Genomic DNA, 17610 nt, shown 5'->3' with positions numbered 1-17610 from the left:
GGCTGCCGTCGGCAGCCCCTTCATCCCCCCTTTAAAATGATTATCATTACTGTTGGTGGAATAGTTTATTTTCTGGAAGTCCCTTAACCGTCTTAATCCCCTACCTTCTTGCATCTGGTTCAGTGCGATCGCAGAGAAGGCTATAAGTGAAGTAACGTAGCTAGTCTTATATCCAGCGTTCCCAGTAGGCTTAAGACCGTAGCGACGGCACAAGTCGCGTAACTCCTGGATAGTTTTGATTTCGAGTTCCGTTCGTGTAAACATAGAGTAGCCATTTACTAAAAGTGGTATCGGTGGTGAACTGTTTGCGAGACTGGCATCACCACCGAATAAACACTCTATTCTTCGGTAGACATCGAATCAAGTGTTATTTATATTTCTCAACAATGCCTAACCCTAAAGGTAATCCTCAAAATTTTGAACCAATTAAATCTGACAGAGAAGAACCTCTAGATGGGAAACTTACTATTCGTGTCACTAAGTCAATGGAAGAGGAGGTCAAAGCGCAAGACAATCCTCCTGAATTTTGTAGAGAAGCCATTCAAAAAGCACTGGATGAAAAGAAAGGAAGGCAACAGTAATTAGAGCTTTATTTCTAAGATTCTGTCTAAACTACAGATAGTTGAAAAGCAACATACATCACAGATTTAAGGCTAGGGTTAGAAAATTGACTCTAGCCTTAAATTTATAGCTGTATTTTTGACTTTGTGAGAACCTTAGCGCCTCCGTGTCGATTTATTTTTACCTTTCACAGCTACACCTTGTTTACTGATAATTTTCAGGTTACAGCAGTGAGAAGCGTTTATATTCAATCAACTACTTTTTGTTGCTGACTATTGTTTATGGTTCACACAAAATTCATTTACTGTCTTTAAAATTGTTACTTTTGTACTATTCAGTTTTAGCCCGATTAGTCAGAGTTGCTTGACCGAGGTCAGTAAAATTCTCTTCTTTTGATTGATGGGCTTTTGAAACCAACTGAGTAGTGAAAAATTATTGGCTGGATATGCTCAATAATTATCTCCACCAGTTCTTCTTTTGATAACTGGTTCAAGCTTTCTCGGTCTAAATCTTGAGGCAGGTTTTGGTTCATATTTGTGATACTCCCCCTCAAGTGTCCCCCTTGTCAATACTCTGCCACCTGAATCCTTACGTTTTGTCTAAAACATCATTATCATTTTCTGATTCAATTTCATCTTGTGTTTTGCCCTGCATTCCTTTATTAGTCATTTCTTCCGCCATACCCTCATAAGGGTTATGGTTCAACAATTTATTCTTTATCGCTAGTCGATAAGCTTTAGATAAATTAGAGAATAGCTCCTTAACTTGTTTATGATTTCTATTCTCAATCAACCAGTTTCTAATTTTTAAATAATCTTCACATTTAACAGCTTTTACAGCCGTTTCAATGTACTTTTTAAAATGTCCTTGATACGCATTCTTAAAAGTAGTCTCTCTCAAGCTTGGCTTACGATAGTCACAATACATATCCCATATTTCGAGGATAGAGATTTCTGGTTTAGGTGGGAGTTGATTATTTGACGTTGAAGGCTCCCTAGATATCCTCAATTTTGCTTGTAACCCGTACTCTTTCAAAATATCCTGGTAACGACTTAAATCAAAATTTCCTTGACCGTCGTCCAGCTTCCCATCCTCTAGTTCTATCTGTAATCGTCGTTGCTACTGTCCGGCTTTTGACTCCCAACCACTAATCAACGATATCCCAGTAGCTAGCTTAATCTGTCCTTTATTACAGTATGATCTTGGGAAACAAGCCTTAATGCTCCCAGGCTCCCAGAATCTAACCGTACAGATACTGGACCCTTTTTAGCTTTACCAGTGGAGGTTTTTACGCTACTAACCATAAATGCTCAATACATGCTCAAAATTTACTATTTAGCTCTAAAAGAGTTTAAATATAGATATTATAGAGCAAACATACTTTCAGGCTCTAAAGTATGTTTTTAATTAAATAAGGGTATTTTTACTTCCAGAGAAGGTAAACCAAGATTTATCCTCTCTGAAAAAATTGATTGGTTTTACCTTAATAAACTTTACTGAGTCGAATTTATGTCAATTCTCCCAAATAGGGCTACAGCTTAAAGCATCTGGCAACCCATTTTAAATCTGACTTTTTGAATTTTGAATTTTGAATTAATTATGACTGTCGCTCGCACAATTTGTTTGGGGTTCCTGGCTGTCATTGCTGTTGGTACTATCCTGTTGATGATGCCTTTCTCAACTAGCGATGGTACATGGAATAACCTGATTGTGGCACTATTTACCTCCACATCCGCAGTTTGTGTCACAGGTTTATCAGTAGTCGATCCTGGTACTTATTTTTCCTTTTGGGGTCAGTTATTTATTGCCCTATTAGCTCAGATTGGCGGGTTGGGCTACATGACAACCACCACATTTCTGATTTTGCTTATTGGTCGTAAGTTTGATATGCGGCAAAAAATCGCCATTCAACAAGCTTTAGACCGTCCAGGGATGAGTGGTAGCTCCCAAGTTATCCGTTCAATTATTGCCACAACTTTAATTTTTGAAATTACGGGAGTCTTCTTACTTTTACCAGCTTTTGTTCCAGAGTATGGGTGGAGTCAAGGACTTTGGTTAGCGATTTTCCATAGCATCAATGCTTGGAACAATGCTGGGTTTAGTTTATTTAAAGATAACTTAATTGGCTATCAGTCATCCTTCTTAGTCGTCTTTACCATCTCTATGTTGATTATCTTTGGGGGAATTGGCTATCAGGTAATTTTGGAAATGTATCTTTGGTTGCGCGATCGCATTCACAAAAAAATTCAAACCCAAGTATTTACTCTGGATTTCAAAGTTGCAACCAGTACAACCATTATATTATTATTCATCGGAATAATAGCCTTTTTCTGTATAGAAATCAGAAACCCTGAAACATTTGGCTCTCTAAATTTCCGTGACCAGATATTAGTAGCTTGGTTCCAATCAGTTACTCCTAGAACTGCTGGTTTTAACACTATTGATATTAGCAAAATGACTACGGCTGGTCTATTTATTACGATTGCACTAATGTTTATTGGTGCAAGTCCAGGTGGAACAGGAGGAGGGATGAAAACAACAACTTTGAGAGTTCTAACCAGTTGTACGAAAACGATTCTTCGGGGGAAAGAAGAAGTTTTGTTGTACGATCGCAAGATAGCAATAACTTTAATTTTGAAAGCTGTAGGTGTGCTAGTAGGATCGGTAGCGACCGTGATTTTCGCCACCATTTTAATTAGCCTCACAGATCCAACATTAGATTTTATTCAAATTTTGTTTGAAGTGGTATCAGCCTTCGCCACGGTGGGGCTTTCTACAGGCATTACAGGAACTATCTCTACAGCGGCAAAGCTGATCTTAATTGTCACGATGTATGTTGGCAGAGTAGGTGTTTTGCTACTAATGTCTGCCGTACTAGGAGATCCGCGTCCTACCAGAATTCACTATCCTGAAGAAAATTTACTCGTGGGATAGTTAGAGGAGAGGGCATACAGAGTGCGAGAGAAAAAATAACCAATGCCCAAACTGATAAAATATACATTCTAAGGCAAAAAATAAAATTTTTAATTCAAGCCGTATAACCGTTTTTTGCCCTAAATACAGGGAGCCATAATAAGGATAAAAAGGGTGAATCTGTCATCATTAAGTTTTTTTTGCAGTTTACGTAAAGATAACCAGCAATTTGCTGTAATTGGGTTAGGTCGCTTTGGAAGGTCTGTCTGTTCCACACTGCACAATTTTGGCTATCAAGTGCTAGCAACAGATATTGATGAAAAACGAGTTTCAGAAGCATTAACTGAGGGAATAGTTGGTCATGCTTTGCAACTAGACTCTACAGAACCAGCCGCCCTCAAAGAAGCTGGAATTTTTGAATTTGATACTGTAATTGTCGCGATTGGCAACTACGTTCAAGAAAGCATCATAACCACCCTAAATGTGAAAGAGGCTGGTGTACCTCACGTAGTTGCTAAAGCTTCTAGTGAAGTTCATCGTAAACTGTTGCGGCGAGTAGGAGCAGATCATGTTGTTTTTCCTGAGTATGAAGCGGGTTGTGCCCTAGCGCGTACTCTTACTAAACCAGCAATTCTAGATCGGTTTGACCTCGACCCAGATAACAGTATTGTAGAGTTGATTGTGCCTGATGAATTTCACGGCAAAACCATCACGGAACTTCAACTTCGTAACCGCTATGGTTTAAATTTACTAGCAGTAAGCCAGGATGGGAAATTTCAAATTAATCCTGATGCTACCAAGCGTTTAGAGCGTGGTTCAGCAATGGTTGTTATTGGTTGCAATAAAGATATTAATCGTTTGCCGATTTAAAAAAGTTAGGAGTTAGGAGTTATGCCGTGTGCAACTTTTACTCAAACCTAACCTCCAGTAGAGAATAGACTTATTGCATGAATCAATGAGCTTTCACCCTAAATCCCTCTCTCAAGCTTGTGAGAGGGACTTTGAAATTCGCTCCCCTTCTCCCAATATTGGGAGAAGGGGTTGAGGGCAAATCGCCTTAACTCTGAGTTTTTTATTGTCCGGGACTTGTTGAAGTGGATTGTGGTTCAACTGAGACAGGCACATCGCCAGGGTTCGCGGGCGTTTCTGGTTGATTTTGCGTCTGTGGCTCAGGTGTTTGTACTGTAGAATCTGAACTCTGAGAAGGAGTAGCTGTTTGACTGGCTTGAGGTTGCTGCTGCCCACTTTTCTGAGCAATTTGCTGCATTAACTGCTCAATTTTCTGGACTTGTTCAATGTTGCCTTGCTCACGATATTCATTGTGAGCGCGTTTCAAGACTCCACTGGCTTTTTTGAACTCGCCCTGATTATATAAAGTTACTCCCAAGTTATAGTAAACTGAGGCACTTTTTGGATTTAGGCGAATAGCTTGCCGATAAACAGAAATAGCCTCAGGAGCTTGACCATGCATTGCTAGCAAATTTGCCATATTGCTGTAGGCTGTGGCATTTTTAGGATCTAGCTTCAAAGCTTGGCGATAATTGGCGATCGCAGGCTCTATTTGACCTTGTTGTTGCAAGGCGATCGCTAAGTTAAGATAAGCATTGGCATTGCTGCCATCTAGATTAATTGCTTGCTGGTATGCAGCGATCGCTTCCTCTAACTTTCCTTGTTCATACAGCAACAAACCCAGATTATACAGCGCTGCCACCCTTGTGGAATCTATTACCAAGCTCTGGCGATAAGCCGTAATCGCTGCATCTTTTTCTCCTTGTCGATGCAACACTAACCCTAAGTTGTAATAAGCTTCGCTAAAATTGGGATTAACTTTTATCGCCTCTGTAAATTCTTGTAAAGCTACATCCAGGCGATTTTGCTCCATAAATATATTACCGAGAAAATTCCGTGCTACCCCAAGGTTAGGATCTCGCTGCAACGCTTGACGAAAGGCATATTCTGCACCTTGTAAGTCTTGGCGGTTATAGCGCGTGACTCCCTGCTGGAAAAAGCTAGCTGCTTCGAGATCCTGAGAAATTGCAGTTTCTGCCAGCAGCTTGCTGACTGGGAAATTAGTAATTGTCGGTGCAGCCAAAATCAAAAAAGCAGAACAGCTACCGAGTGTTACCTGACAAAATAAATTTAACCAATGAGAAAATAGGTATTTTTCAGACATTAATAGCAGACCTGTACTTATTTTTAACTCCTCATAAGTCAGAGTACCCACCACGAAAGAAAAAATTCCCAATTTCCAACTTTTAACTTCTAACTCTTGTACAGACGCGATTAATCGCGTCTCTACTCCTAATTCCCCATTCCCATAGCTGAAGGCAAAATTAGCATGGCATCGCCGAATGAATAAAAGCGATATCCAAAAGCGATCGCTTCGTTGTATATATTCAATAATCGTTGTCTGCCAATTAGGGCACTTACCAACATCAACAAACTGGAACGCGGTAAGTGAAAATTCGTAATCAAACCATCTACCACCCGCCATTGGTAGCCAGGATAAATAAACAAGTCTGTTTTTCCGCAAAATGGTTGTAAATTACCCGATTGAGCCGCCCCTTCTAAAGCCCGTACTGCCGTTGTTCCCACAGCAATAATTCGACCGCCAGCAGCTTTCGTGGCGCGGATTTGCTCTACTGTAGCGGCAGGAACTTCAATCCATTCTTCATGCATCTGATGGGTAGTTACATCCTCCACTTCCACAGGGCGAAATGTGCCGACACCAACGTGCAGCGTCACAAAAGCTTGATTGATTTGGCGATCGCGCAACTGTTGTAATAATTCTGGGGTAAAGTGTAATCCTGCCGTCGGAGCTGCGATCGCTCCTGGTTGTTTAGCATAAACTGTCTGATACTGCTCATCAGCAGCTTCTGAGGTAGTGATGTACGGTGGTAACGGTACTTCACCAAATACCTCTAACAGTTCCACCAAAGTCTTTCCCTCTGCTACATCAAATTGCAACAAACGCCCCCCGGTTGCTGCGTCTGTTTCTAGAACCGTAGCCGTTAGCTGAGGGCTAGGAGCAAGAAGTAAGGGAGAATTTTCCCCTCTGCCCCCCGCACCCCGCCCCTCTGCCTCTTTTGAATGCCCAATCCCCGCTTCCCTTGGTTCAAAAATAATCTTAGCTCCCCGTTTAAAGCTTTTTCCTGGCTTAACTAAAGCTAACCAACAGTTATGCTGCCGTTCTTCCAATAGCAACACCTGGATTTTCGCACCAGTGGATTTATGACCATAAAGCCGCGCTGGAATGACTCTTGTATTGTTCATAACCAACAAATCACCAGAGCGTAGCAGTGCAGGCAAATCATGGAAAATATGGTGAAGAGGTGCTGCTTCGATGCCTGTAGTCGGAGAATTAATCACCAGTAACCGTGAGCTATCTCTAGGAACTGCTGGGTTTTGGGCAATGAGTTCTGGAGGTAGTTCGTAGTCATAGCCAGCTACCGAGCAATCTAATTCCAAATCTTTTTCTTGTGGGCTAGAAGTATCTTTCAAATTGGCTTGTACTAGTTTTTGCTTTATTTAGTATTTATACTCTCTTAAAAAGGCTAGGTTAAGTTTTCCCTTATAAAGGAACTTTAAGGCATCTTCGCTCAGTTTTGTCGCTAGGCTATAAGATTGTTACTATTAAGTAACACGGAAAAATTAACATAAAAATTGGGTAAACCTCCCCATCTAAAAACGGGGGCTTTTACCCTACCGGGAACAGGGACTTATTGACGAATATAGATATGTAGGATTGGCTTTGATCCCAAGCACCAACAAACATGGAATACTTGTACTATCTGGCAAATGCCAGTCTAACCCTGAGGGTCGTTCAACACCTCCACGCTAGACCCCAGACACCAGTTTCGTTCGTCACCGTAATTCATCAAATTGATGGCTGGGTGGTTAGGATCAAACTCAAAGGTCAAGTCTCGGCCCAAGAAGATGGCGACTTTCGGGCTTTTCTAAATGAATTAGGAATTAGCTACGAACCGCCAATGAGGGTGCAAATGGCACTTTGGAGTTTGGAAGCGGGACAGTGCCCTGTGGATGTGATGCGTCGCTATCAGGTAGCGATCGTTTCTCATGGTAGCCCAGAAAGAGACGAAATTGAAGCGTTCAGGCAACAGTTTGTCCGGGGCTTAGGTTACTGTCCAGAAACTCTGGCGTGAGACTATTGGGTTGTAACGCCACTACAAAATTATTGGTCATTGGTAATTAAGCTATTTTATCAATTACCAATTAACCATTATCAATTAAAGAGTCAAAAGCTGCCAGAATGTATTCTTGCAGCTTAAACTTGTATCCGGGTACTGATGAAGTAGCTAGAGCTTCCTGGTTTGCTGTAACCCCAGTCAGATTTTTTGACATCCTTTGACAGTAGACAATAGCAACATCAAATCGACAAGAATAATCTGCCTTCTCAGGATACTGGGCTAAGAATATTTCAGCTGTACGCCAGATTTTTGCTTGCTTTTGTAAAGTGATTGCGCTTCTTCCCCCGGCATCCCAACTACCTGAACTACGGGTTTTGACTTCAACAAATGCCAATAATGAGTGCTGAGTCCTGAGTTTTTCTACTGCTCCCCTGCTCCCTTGCTCCCCTGCTTCCTCTGCTTTTCTATCATATTCAGCGATGATATCAATTTCCCCCCAGCGGCTAGAAAAGCGACGATGGAGAATTATCCAACCAGTAGATTGCAACCATTGGGCTACTAGGTCTTCTCCTAATGAACCAATATCTGGATAATGAGATGGAGGAAGGTTAGCCATTGACTAATAAATATCATGAATTCTGTGAATTCTAGGTTAAGCGATGCCTGCGGCGGACTACGCCTACGCACAACGGGTTCTACACTCAACTTATCCTGCACTGAGTTGGAATTGAAGCGTAAAACAAACCATCACATTTGGGTAAGCATACTCAGCTTATTCCTGTGGGGAATGGTTAGCATCACCGCAACGGTCGGTTTTGCTCCAACAGCTTTGGCACTCGAATATAATAAGGAAATTTTAGTTGAGGCTGATTTTTCAGGACGTGATTTAACAGACTCTAGCTTTACTAAAGCTAATCTTCGCCAGAGCAACTTCAGCCGAGCTAATTTGAACGGTGTCAGTTTCTTTGCAGCAAATTTGGAGTCTGCGAATTTAGAGGGTTCTGATTTGAGAAATGCCACTTTAGACTCAGCTCGTTTAGTCAGAGCAAATTTGACAAATGCACTGTTGGAGGGTGCCTTTGCTGCTAACGCCAGATTTGATGGTGCAATCATTGATGGGGCAGATTTTACCGATACGCTGCTGCGTCCCGATGAGCAAAAAAAATTGTGCAAACTTGCCAAAGGGACTAATCCAACTACAGGAAGAGATACGCGTGACACGTTGTTTTGTCCTTAGTTAAGTAGGAGGCAGGAGGCAAGAGAAAGGGAAGTCACCGACGAGGGGAGAGATTTAAACTTTCTGTAATGAAAATTTGCTTTAATTTACTTAATTAAATCTTCTTCAGTCCCTACCTAATCTACAGGTAGAAATAAATGGGCTGGACATCATGAAATGTACAAATGCCAGCCCCTGAAATCATCTTCCTGAGCAGTTTTTATCTCCTGCCTCCTGTCTTTTTAATGATTACCTACCAACCATTTGCACCAATCTTTTGACAAACAATTTGCATTCCTTTACCTGGTGAAGAATTAGCTACAAAAGGTATTTCTCCTTTTTCTCGATCTTCTTGAAGTAGCTGTCCTTTCGATCCATAAATGGCAATGCGATTCCGAAAAAGCCGCGATTCTTTGCACGAAGCATCGAATGTAGTCTCGAAAATGCCATCACCATACATTCCGTAAAGCTTGTATGTAGTGCCTTTTATAGTTTCCGTATCCAGAGCTACACTGTTTCCTAATTTATCATGCCCTACAGTGATATATCTTTGTGCATTTTCAGCGATGGCTGCGCCAACACCTCCGGTGAACGCACTACCATTACTTAATAAAATAGCGATCGCACCCACAATCCCGCCTATTTTAAAATACATACAGTTTCAAAATATAAGATTTCATATATTTCTATCCGCAATCAAAGCGGTTCTGGCAGGGTAAAAGCACTGAAATCAAGACAGAGCAAGGTGTTATACTAGTTAGTAACACTTTATGGGAAGCGTCAAGCACTAAATAAATAGCTGCAATACTTTTCAAAGTATGAGTGAAACACTTGGTGATATTGCCATACCGCCCCAGTTTCCCGATCACACTCAACTACCAGAGTCTGATGGTACGTTTGTGTTCGCGGAGCGTGCCGAAGGCAATAATTTTCAAGAGCATCCCCAAACCGTCATTTTGACAGACTCAATTGCTCAAGTTTTGCAACGCTTACATCCAGATGGACAGTATTGCATTGGTCAAGATTGTGGTATTTATTGGCGAGAAACTGAACCACCAGAAAAAGGAGCAGCAGCACCGGATAGTTTTATGTCCCTGGTGTACCATCAAGGCTAGATGGCAAAAACCGCCGCTCCTATGTTTTGTGGCGAGAATACATACCCCCATTGATTGCCATAGAACTAGCTAGTGGTAATGGCGATGAAGAACGAGATGTTACTCCTTTACCTCTAGCTGGTAGTCGAGAAGGCGCAAAACCGGGTAAATTCTGGGTATATGAGCGAATAATCCGAATTCCCTACTATGCCATTTATGAAATTAGTAATGACAAACTGGAGGTTTATCACCTGGTAGATTTTTCCTACCACAAAATACAGCCTAATAAGCGAGATCGCTACCCAATTCCTCCTTTAGGAGTAGAACTAGGGTTATGGCAAGGAAGCTACTTGAATAATCCTGAGCAATTTTGGTTGCGCTGGTGGGATTTAGAGGGAAATCTGTTACTGATTGGTCAAGAAGAAGCCGAGTTGCAAAGGCAAAAAGCCCAGCAAGCAGAACGAAGGGCTGAACAAGCAGAACAAAAAGCTGCACAATTAGCAGAACGGCTCAGGGCAATGGGTATCGATCCAGAAGTAGAGTAATATTTACTAAGTTATGGCAAGCCGAAAAACTTAGTAATCACGGGTAAAAGCTTACCACAGACTTCAACTAGCTTTTAATTATTAGGTAAATCAGCGATGTCTACGACGGGCTACGCCAGCCAACGCACCTTTCAATAACTTGAGGGCTGTTTTTGCTATCTTCTGCATGGCTCCATCTTTTAGGTTTGGCAGTGGTGCGATCGCAAACTACAGTCCCGTGTATCACTGTGCCGTTCTGAGCAATGTAACACCAACTGCATAAACGGCATCAAAACCAATTCTTTCTCCCCAAAGCGCTGCATCGGTTTGCTTGGATCGTAATCGAAGACTCGTTTCGACTAAATCATTACCGATTTCGTAATCTCCTGTTTCAACATTAATCGAGATAATTTTGTCAATGTTCTCTTGTGTCTCAACTTTGGCACGGATACTTCTTTGATAGAGTTCCTTTCCACGTCGGGCGACTTCTTGGCTACTGAGCGTAGGGTGGGACATAAATAAATCCCCTGTTTAAGCTGCTAGATTCTTCACTTCATTGTAGAGCAGAAGCTACAGACGTTAGAGAGTAATGTTTGATTCTGTAGGAGTTAGAAGAGCGATCGCCTCAAAGCAGCAGAGGAAAAAATGCTTTGAAAAACTCTAAAGTAAGAAACTACTGCACAAAATTTCTTACTTTATTTAGCATAGGCAAACTATATCAATGATTTTGAGCGCCATTCTTGCGCGGTCGAGGTTTATTAAATTTCTTAATGTACAATTTTCCCGATTCGGCACAGTGATACTTTATACAAAATTGTGGGAATTCTAAGTTTGAAATACAAATTGTATTTATCCACAAAAACTTGCGTTCCAAAAAAAGAGAATATTTATGGAGTATAAAGAGTATGAATCGTTCAATCTTGAGCAACTGAGAAAAAAAGATACTCACTTTTCCCCTAAGCCTCCCTTTCAGCATCAAGTCGAGGCGTTTAAAAAACTCAGTAGTACATTTAAACTTGACAGTAAAGAACCGAGGAGTGGATTATTAGTACTTCCAACGGGTGCAGGCAAAACATTTACAGCTGTTAAGTGGTCGTGTGACCATGTAATCCCTAAAAATATTAAAATACTTTGGTTAGCTCCTTCGTTTTATCTACTGGATCAAGCATTCTCTACTTTTTGTGAAAATGCCAGAGATATTTCACATTCTAAAAAAACATTGAATATTAGGCGCGTTTCCAGCAATCCCTCTCATGCCAAAGCATCATCTATACAACTAACCGATGATATTGTCATTATGACAATACAAACAGCTATCAGTAATTTACACCCTGATGCTTTAGACGGTTTGGGTAATAAAGTTAAGACAGCTTTTAGAAAATTTATTGAGGATTCTAAAGAAACAGGACTTTTTGTAATTGTTGATGAAGCTCACCATTCATCGGCTTATGGTTGCAGAAATTTATTGATTGGTGAAAAAGGACTTCGAGAGCTAGTACGCAATTCCAATATACTTGGTTTAACAGCTACACCAACTTATACAGATAAGGCTAAGAAAGGTTGGCTATGGAAAATATTTACAGATGGAGATAATGGAGTTATTTATCAAGCTGATAAAGAAACTTTAATAACACAAGGTATTTTAGCTAGACCTAATTACATTGAAGTGTCAACTGGCACAGAGATGGAAGTTGATGATAGATTATATGACCGATTAGTTAAACAACATAAAGACCTTCCTGAATCAATTATCGAAATTCTTGCAAAAGATAAACATAGAAACAATTTCATAGTAAATAGTTATGTGTCTAAAAAAAATACTTATGGTAAAACTATTATCTTTGCTGACCGTTGGTTTCAATGTGAATATATAAAGAATAAACTTGTTGATAAAGGCATTAAAGCAGATGCAATTTATTCCCATATAGATGCTGATCCAGGTTCGGCAGAGGCACATAATAAACGTAAAGAAGATGATAATAAAAGAATTTTAGATGATTTTAAGAATAATAAGCTTGATGTTTTGATCAATGTAAGAATGTTAACAGAAGGGGTTGATGTTCCCAATGTTCAAACTGTATTTATTACTCGCCAAACAACAAGCTCAATTCTAATGACTCAAATGATTGGTAGAGCTTTACGTGGGAAAAAAGCAGGAGGGAGCAGCAGTGAGGCAAATGTTATTTTATTCTTCGATGACTGGAAACGTTTAATTGACTGGGTTAACCCAATAGATGGCGATACTAAACCTGATGATAAAAAGCCTGGAAAAGGAGAACATTATCCACTCGAATATATATCAATTCGTCTAATCGAAGAATTATCGAAGTCAATTGAGAATGATGGAGTTTATCCAATAGAATATAAGAAAATATTTCCTATTGGATGGTATAAAACTGAAATTGTATATGCTAACTCTGATAATAACAATGACTCAATGGAGCCATTTACCGAATTTGTCATGGTCTATGAACATACACAATCCAAGTTTGAGAATTTTATTAACTTTATTCTTGGCTCAAACTTGCAAGATGAATGGTCTAAAGAGTATCTTGATGATAAATGGATGCAGCCTCAAGTTGAAGAATGGATAGATAAGTATTTTGACGATGAAACTGATGACGTTGGCAGAAGAATTAATTCAGATTTAATTAAGATCGTTCGTCACATCGCTCAAGATGATCTACATTCTAAACCCCCGTATCATTCCTTTGAAGAAAGAGAAATCTATGACTTAGATAAAATTGCTCATGAGCTAATTAATTTTTCAAATCCACAACTAAACAACTATATCAAGCAAGAGTTTTCAAAAGCTGGGATGTTGTGGGAAACTTTCTATAAAACACCAAATCGTCTTCTAATAGCCCTTCAGTTGGTTATCAATAAAATAATGACTGATGGGTATGGCAATGAAATACCTAAACCTATTCCTACGCCTACACCACCGGGGGATGATCGGTACCCTACTGAAGAAGAAAGAGAACAAGTAAAAAAACGAGACGGTTATGCTTGTCTATGTTGTGGAGTTAAGGCAGAAGGTAAATTACAAATTGACCATATTAAACCGTTTTCTATGGGTGGGAAAACATTTGTAGAAAACTTACAAACTCTGTGTGTTATTTGCAATAGACGTAAAGGCAGGAATGAAATTGATTTTCGGCAGAACAAAACAAAATTGAGTATTCCCAAAACAGATTTGGGTATTCCCAAAAATCTGGATTTATCATTTACATTAGAAAGTGAAAAGGCGACAAGGACTCTAACAAGAATAGTTAATTTATTTTACCATTGCAAAGCAGTTTGCAAGGTTGATTGGGAAGTCTACACTTACACTTACAATATATATTTGTATCCTAATAATAAGCCTGAATGGTTGCTTAAACATAAATCGGAACTTCTTAAGTTCGTTCAAGAGAAGCTTGGTCGTCAGGCTTACAAGATTGAAGTTACTACAAAGAAATAAATGTAGCGAAAGGAGCGATCGCACTCCACCAAATACAATGAAGGTACAACACTAGTTGTACCTCCAAATTTACTGTACACTCCTAACCCACTCAGTAATCCCCTGAGCGATCGCTTTTGCCATTTTCTTCTGTTCCTCTGGGTTCACCACCTGCTCAAATTCATCAGGATTGCTCATAAAACCCAATTCCAGCAACACCGATGGTGCAGCTGTCGGACGTGTCAGCGCCAGGTTATCCCAAAAAACACCATAAGAAGGTCTACCGAGTTTCTTGACTACATAGTTCTGTAAAAATATTGCGAGGTTGTGGGCTTGGGGTTGATACCAAAAAGCGCCGAATCCCTTGGTTTTTTCGGCATCGCCATCATCGGGTAGGGAATTATGGTGTATGGAAAGTGCGATCGCAGGTTCTTCTTGACTGATAATTGCCTGACGTTCTACTAGCGAAACTTCCTTGTCGTCCTCCCGCGTCATCACCACCGTTGCCCCTCGCTTCAGCAACTCGTCGCGCAGCAACTTAGATACCACCAAATTCACATCTTTTTCTAAATATCCAGTTGGGCCACTGGCACCAGATTCTTTACCGCCATGCCCTGGATCTAGTACAATCTTGAAATTAGCTAAAGACTTGCGTCTTGTGTTCCCGATTTTAGGCGGATGACGCAAAGCCAAAACCAGGGTTGTACCGTCGTATCTCAGCTTATATCCCCACTGTTGAGCTTTTTTGAGGTTAAAGGTGTATTTTACTTGTCCTGGAGCTTCCTGTTGCCAGTCTAGGCGATTAATTAGGGGGTTATCATCCAGGCGAATTATGTCTGTTTGGGCAGTGGTATTGTAGAGAGTGAGAGCGAGAGTTTGCTCACTTTGTTGTACGCTCACGGGTACGGGAACTTGCAAAGGGAAAACTATCTCTGTCGCACTAGGGAGTTGACGGTATCCGACACTGCGAATTATTGTTTGTGGCGGAACTGCACCAGGTAAAATGCGGGTTTCTTTACTATTAATCCAAGCGCCATAATCTAGGCGCAACCATTCACCTTCCCTACCTGTAACCGTTGCGCGTGTGCCTTTGGGCAGTGGTGTAAGTCGAGAATGATCGGTGCTAGGCCCAGTACGAGCCACGCCTGACTCTACTGTAACCTCAGAAACTGGCAACTGCGATCTTGAGAGGATTTCAATCTTACCAGATCCTGATTGAGTTAGTGTCTTGCCATCAAGGATCAGTTGAAATTGAGGTTTTCCCAGATCGGCGGCTGTTGCCATTGTGGTGCAACCTTGATAGTTGCCTACGCTAGACTGGGCATGAGGCTGATTTTGCCCTGTCAAAGCTGCCAAATTACTTGGTAGTTGTGCCTGTTGAGGTTGCGGTAAAAGGGCAATAGTTTGATTAGCCAGGGTTACAGAGACATTAGCGTTAGGGGGTGCGATCGCGCCAAAACAAATTACTTCTCCTGGTAATCTGGCAATGTCAACTGCGGGAGTCAGGGAATCTTTCGCAAAAGCTACCCCCTGTGGTAGTTCAGGGCTAGCGTTAAGCCCGATCACCTTAATTTTAAGTTCTTGATTGTGGTAACGCACAGTAAAAAGATTCTCCCCCAACTGCAAGGGGAAACTAGGCGAAAAATGACCAGCTTTGCTGCGGGTAATTGGCTTACTATTGATCAAAACCTGACCATCTGGTGGTGCAGTGCCCAGAAAGAAGATTTTTTGGGCACTTGTCTGGTAGTTTGTCTGGGGAAAAACGACTATAAGAGATGGCTCTGCCAATGCAACTGAGGAGGTGAGAATACAGCCTAATATTACTAATCCTAAGAGGTTTTTCACAGCAAATCACAGAAGATGACACCACAACAACTGTGGCACAATGACGGGATGTATTTTTAGAAGTTGTTAGAAATTCAAAATACTATGACTAAGTTTATCTTTGTTACTGGAGGCGTAGTTTCCAGTATTGGTAAGGGCATTGTAGCAGCAAGTCTAGGGCGTTTGCTCAAGTCGCGCGAATATTCGGTGTCGATTCTCAAACTCGACCCTTATATTAATATCGATCCTGGCACGATGAGTCCCTTTCAGCATGGGGAAGTATTCGTTACCCAAGATGGTGCGGAGACAGATTTAGACTTGGGGCATTACGAACGCTTTACCGATACCTCAATGTCGCGCTTAAATTGTGTGACTACTGGCTCGATTTACCAGGCAGTCATCAATAAAGAGCGGCGCGGAGACTACAATGGCGGTACTGTCCAGGTAATTCCTCATATTACCAATGAAATTAAAGACCGGATTCTGCGAGTTGCTAAAAGCACAAACCCTTCTGTAGTGATTACAGAAATTGGCGGTACGGTAGGAGATATTGAATCACTGCCGTTTTTGGAAGCAATTCGCCAGTTCCGTAAAGAGGTGGGACGGCAGAATGTGCTGTATATGCACGTAACGCTGGTTCCGTGGATTGCCTCGGCTGGTGAAATGAAAACTAAGCCGACACAGCATTCAGTTAAAGAACTGAGATCCATTGGTATTCAACCAGATATTTTAGTTTGTCGGAGCGATCGCCCTTTACCCAAAGGATTAAAACAAAAATTGTCGGGATCTTGCGATGTACCGGAAGAATGCGTCATTACTTCCCAAGATGCCAAAAGTATCTATGAAGTACCGCTGAATCTAGAACGTGAAGGAATGGCAGAACAAGTGCTGAACTTGCTGCAAATGGAACAACGTAAACCAGATTTGACGCAGTGGCAAACCCTGGTACAACGTTTACATAGTCCCAAGCACGAGGTAGAAATTGCGATCGTTGGTAAATATGTGCAGTTAAGTGATGCCTATTTATCTGTAGTGGAAGCATTAAATCATGCTGCAATCTCCACATACGGCAAACTGCGCCTGCGTTGGATAAATTCAGAAGATTTGGAAACTGAAGCAGCCGAAAATTCTCTTGAGGGTGTCGATGGCATAGTTGTACCAGGAGGTTTCGGGGTTCGGGGAGTCGATGGCAAAATTGCCGCCATTAAATACGCCCGCGATCGCCAAATTCCCTTTTTGGGATTATGCCTGGGAATGCAATGTTCCGTGATTGAATGGGCTAGGCACGTAGGGGGATTAACAGGTGCCAACAGTGCTGAATTTGACCCCTATACAACTGATCCAGTAATTAATTTATTGCCAGGACAGCAGGAAATAGTGGATTTAGGGGGTACAATGCGCTTAGGACTATATCCTTGTCGTGTTCTCCCTGATACTTTAGCTTTTAAGCTCTATCAAGAAGATGTGATTTATGAACGACATAGACATCGATATGAGTTTAACAATGATTACCGCGATTTGTTGTTAAAGTCTGGCTATGTGATTAGTGGTACTTCTCCCGATGGGCGTTTAGTTGAAATTGTGGAATTAACCAAGCACCCATTCTTTCTTGCTTGCCAATTTCATCCAGAATTTCAATCACGCCCCAGTACACCTCATCCCTTATTTAAAGGGTTTATTCAAACAGCGATCGCTCTTTCTCTTTCGACATCTAGCACACCAACACCATTGGAGGTGTCATAAAAATTTGTAATTTGTAATGACGCTCGCGGACTCGCTACCGCTACGCTAACGTAATTCGTAATTCAAAATTAATTTTTTAGATTTTGAATTAGTGCATAACAACATTAACTTAGGGCTTTACTCGATTTGGACATCCAGGGTGCAT

Annotated in this window: 15 protein-coding genes and 2 pseudogenes; 8 read left to right on the top strand and 9 right to left on the bottom strand. The window is 41.1% G+C overall.

The features are described 5' to 3' along the window. Positions 1–264 (bottom strand): annotated as a pseudogene (locus tag HWQ42_RS06245) (hypothetical protein); the annotation flags it as partial. A 122-nt stretch (positions 265–386) separates the two neighbouring features. Between HWQ42_RS06245 and HWQ42_RS06240 the strand changes: the two are divergent. Continuing rightward, positions 387–581, top strand: a complete 195-nt coding sequence (locus HWQ42_RS06240; protein ID WP_292810232.1) for a hypothetical protein — start codon at positions 387–389, stop codon at positions 579–581. Positions 582–934: 353 nt separating this feature from the next. Here HWQ42_RS06240 and HWQ42_RS06235 read toward each other — a convergent pair whose 3' ends face one another. Continuing rightward, the gene (locus tag HWQ42_RS06235) at positions 935–1093 is read right to left on the bottom strand and encodes a hypothetical protein (protein ID WP_292810257.1); all 159 of its coding nucleotides are present in this window, start codon (positions 1091–1093) and stop codon (positions 935–937) included. Between the two features lie 56 nt (positions 1094–1149). Then, positions 1150–1596 carry a phage integrase SAM-like domain-containing protein gene (locus HWQ42_RS06230; protein ID WP_292810230.1) on the bottom strand — a complete coding sequence of 149 codons (447 nt, stop codon included), beginning with the start codon at positions 1594–1596 and terminating at the stop codon, positions 1150–1152. A 564-nt stretch (positions 1597–2160) separates the two neighbouring features. Between HWQ42_RS06230 and HWQ42_RS06225 the strand changes: the two genes are divergently transcribed. Together HWQ42_RS06225 and HWQ42_RS06220 are read left to right on the top strand one after the other, a co-directional pair. Next, entirely contained in the window at positions 2161–3495 is a 1335-nt protein-coding gene (locus HWQ42_RS06225) for a TrkH family potassium uptake protein (RefSeq protein WP_292810228.1), read from the top strand. A 153-nt stretch (positions 3496–3648) separates the two neighbouring features. Then, on the top strand, positions 3649–4344 hold the full coding sequence (locus tag HWQ42_RS06220) for a TrkA family potassium uptake protein (protein WP_292810226.1): 696 nt from the start codon (positions 3649–3651) through the stop codon (positions 4342–4344). A 202-nt stretch (positions 4345–4546) separates the two neighbouring features. Here the strand turns inward: HWQ42_RS06220 and HWQ42_RS06215 are convergent, their stop codons facing one another. Further along, positions 4547–5647 carry a tetratricopeptide repeat protein gene (locus HWQ42_RS06215; protein ID WP_292810255.1) on the bottom strand — a complete coding sequence of 367 codons (1101 nt, stop codon included), beginning with the start codon at positions 5645–5647 and terminating at the stop codon, positions 4547–4549. Between the two features lie 128 nt (positions 5648–5775). After that, a complete protein-coding gene (gene queA, locus HWQ42_RS06210; protein ID WP_292810253.1) occupies positions 5776–7002 on the bottom strand; it encodes a tRNA preQ1(34) S-adenosylmethionine ribosyltransferase-isomerase QueA in 1227 nt (408 codons plus the stop codon). Positions 7003–7247: 245 nt separating this feature from the next. Between queA and HWQ42_RS06205 the strand changes: the two genes are divergently transcribed. Next, on the top strand, positions 7248–7637 hold the full coding sequence (locus HWQ42_RS06205; RefSeq protein WP_099103349.1) for a hypothetical protein: 390 nt from the start codon (positions 7248–7250) through the stop codon (positions 7635–7637). Between the two features lie 70 nt (positions 7638–7707). Here HWQ42_RS06205 and HWQ42_RS06200 read toward each other — a convergent pair whose 3' ends face one another. Continuing rightward, positions 7708–8238 (bottom strand): YraN family protein, encoded by a 531-nt coding sequence (locus HWQ42_RS06200; RefSeq protein WP_292810224.1) that lies wholly within the window; start codon positions 8236–8238, stop codon positions 7708–7710. A gap of 171 nt (positions 8239–8409) precedes the next feature. On the opposite strand from HWQ42_RS06200, the gene HWQ42_RS06195 reads away from it, so the two are divergent. Next, positions 8410–8859 carry a pentapeptide repeat-containing protein gene (locus tag HWQ42_RS06195; RefSeq protein ID WP_292810251.1) on the top strand — a complete coding sequence of 150 codons (450 nt, stop codon included), beginning with the start codon at positions 8410–8412 and terminating at the stop codon, positions 8857–8859. A 232-nt stretch (positions 8860–9091) separates the two neighbouring features. On the opposite strand, the gene HWQ42_RS06190 is transcribed toward HWQ42_RS06195, so the two are convergent. After that, positions 9092–9493, bottom strand: coding sequence for a hypothetical protein (locus tag HWQ42_RS06190; RefSeq protein WP_292810222.1), 402 nt, complete (start codon positions 9491–9493; stop codon positions 9092–9094). A gap of 163 nt (positions 9494–9656) precedes the next feature. On the opposite strand from HWQ42_RS06190, the pseudogene HWQ42_RS06185 reads away from it, so the two are divergent. Beyond that, positions 9657–10477, top strand: a pseudogene (locus tag HWQ42_RS06185) (Uma2 family endonuclease). Positions 10478–10699: 222 nt separating this feature from the next. Here HWQ42_RS06185 and HWQ42_RS06180 read toward each other — a convergent pair. Further along, complete coding sequence (locus HWQ42_RS06180) at positions 10700–10972, bottom strand: hypothetical protein (protein ID WP_292810220.1); 273 nt, start codon at positions 10970–10972, stop codon at positions 10700–10702. 373 nt (positions 10973–11345) lie between these two features. On the opposite strand from HWQ42_RS06180, the gene HWQ42_RS06175 reads away from it, so the two are divergent. Next, positions 11346–13919: a DEAD/DEAH box helicase family protein gene (locus HWQ42_RS06175; protein WP_292810218.1), complete on the top strand. Its 2574-nt coding sequence runs from the start codon at positions 11346–11348 to the stop codon at positions 13917–13919. A 69-nt stretch (positions 13920–13988) separates the two neighbouring features. Here HWQ42_RS06175 and HWQ42_RS06170 read toward each other — a convergent pair whose 3' ends face one another. After that, positions 13989–15743 carry an N-acetylmuramoyl-L-alanine amidase gene (locus HWQ42_RS06170; protein ID WP_292810216.1) on the bottom strand — a complete coding sequence of 585 codons (1755 nt, stop codon included), beginning with the start codon at positions 15741–15743 and terminating at the stop codon, positions 13989–13991. 84 nt (positions 15744–15827) lie between these two features. Between HWQ42_RS06170 and HWQ42_RS06165 the strand changes: the two genes are divergently transcribed. Further along, on the top strand, positions 15828–17465 hold the full coding sequence (locus HWQ42_RS06165; RefSeq protein WP_292732119.1) for a CTP synthase: 1638 nt from the start codon (positions 15828–15830) through the stop codon (positions 17463–17465). Positions 17466–17610: the final 145 nt, after the last annotated feature.

Origin of the sequence: Nostoc sp. JL23 (assembly GCF_017115065.1) — a bacterium.
In the GTDB taxonomy this organism is placed as follows: domain Bacteria; phylum Cyanobacteriota; class Cyanobacteriia; order Cyanobacteriales; family Nostocaceae; genus Nostoc; species Nostoc punctiforme_A.
The sequence above is the reverse complement of the archived record's forward strand: the minus strand, read 5'-3'. Positions and strand labels throughout refer to the sequence as shown.

Excerpts from the sequence above, each read along its gene's own strand:
- HWQ42_RS06240 (WP_292810232.1), top strand. The coding sequence starts at position 387 with ATGCCTAACCCTAAAGGTAATCCTCAAAATTTTGAACCAATTAAATCT.
- HWQ42_RS06235 (WP_292810257.1), bottom strand. The coding sequence starts at position 1,093 with ATGAACCAAAACCTGCCTCAAGATTTAGACCGAGAAAGCTTGAACCAG.
- HWQ42_RS06225 (WP_292810228.1), top strand. The coding sequence starts at position 2,161 with ATGACTGTCGCTCGCACAATTTGTTTGGGGTTCCTGGCTGTCATTGCT.
- HWQ42_RS06215 (WP_292810255.1), bottom strand. The coding sequence starts at position 5,647 with ATGTCTGAAAAATACCTATTTTCTCATTGGTTAAATTTATTTTGTCAG.
- HWQ42_RS06205 (WP_099103349.1), top strand. The coding sequence starts at position 7,248 with ATGGAATACTTGTACTATCTGGCAAATGCCAGTCTAACCCTGAGGGTC.
- HWQ42_RS06200 (WP_292810224.1), bottom strand. The coding sequence starts at position 8,238 with ATGGCTAACCTTCCTCCATCTCATTATCCAGATATTGGTTCATTAGGA.
- HWQ42_RS06195 (WP_292810251.1), top strand. The coding sequence starts at position 8,410 with ATGGTTAGCATCACCGCAACGGTCGGTTTTGCTCCAACAGCTTTGGCA.
- HWQ42_RS06190 (WP_292810222.1), bottom strand. The coding sequence starts at position 9,493 with ATGTATTTTAAAATAGGCGGGATTGTGGGTGCGATCGCTATTTTATTA.
- HWQ42_RS06180 (WP_292810220.1), bottom strand. The coding sequence starts at position 10,972 with ATGTCCCACCCTACGCTCAGTAGCCAAGAAGTCGCCCGACGTGGAAAG.
- HWQ42_RS06175 (WP_292810218.1), top strand. The coding sequence starts at position 11,346 with ATGGAGTATAAAGAGTATGAATCGTTCAATCTTGAGCAACTGAGAAAA.
- HWQ42_RS06165 (WP_292732119.1), top strand. The coding sequence starts at position 15,828 with ATGACTAAGTTTATCTTTGTTACTGGAGGCGTAGTTTCCAGTATTGGT.